Here is a 364-nt window from a genome sequence, read left to right as displayed (position 1 = left end):
CGGCCCCGCGCCGCAGGCACTCCACGAGGTGTCGGCTGCTGAAGCGCTCGCCGCTCTCCGGGTCGACCGCGGGCTCGTTCCGGACGCGCAGTTCGACCGGGGCGCGCGTGAAGCTCACGAGCAGGCTTCCTCGACGGTGCTCGATGCGATCGGCGCCCCGGGGCGCGAGGAACGTCGCGCTGACGAAGACCCGCGCCGACAGAGCGTCGGCGGCGATGCCGACCACCGGTGAGGTGGCCAGCACGAAGCCGCGACCCGTGCCGTCGGCAGCGAGCATCTCGCGTGCCGAGCGTGCAGCGGCGGGGCTGACACGGGGGTCCTCGAGCGCCGGCACCCCGCTCTGGTTGTAGCGGTGGCAGATGCC

General features: G+C 74.2%; 1 protein-coding gene. It reads right to left on the bottom strand.

Annotated elements, in window-relative coordinates; translation table 11 throughout:
- The coding region (locus I5G_RS23295; RefSeq protein WP_036329113.1) for a hypothetical protein at positions 1 to 364 on the bottom strand (364 nt) is incomplete at both ends.

The organism is Microbacterium sp. B19, from assembly GCF_000333395.1.
Classification (GTDB): Bacteria; Actinomycetota; Actinomycetes; order Actinomycetales; family Microbacteriaceae; genus Microbacterium.
This window is presented reverse-complemented; position numbering and strand designations above follow the sequence as displayed.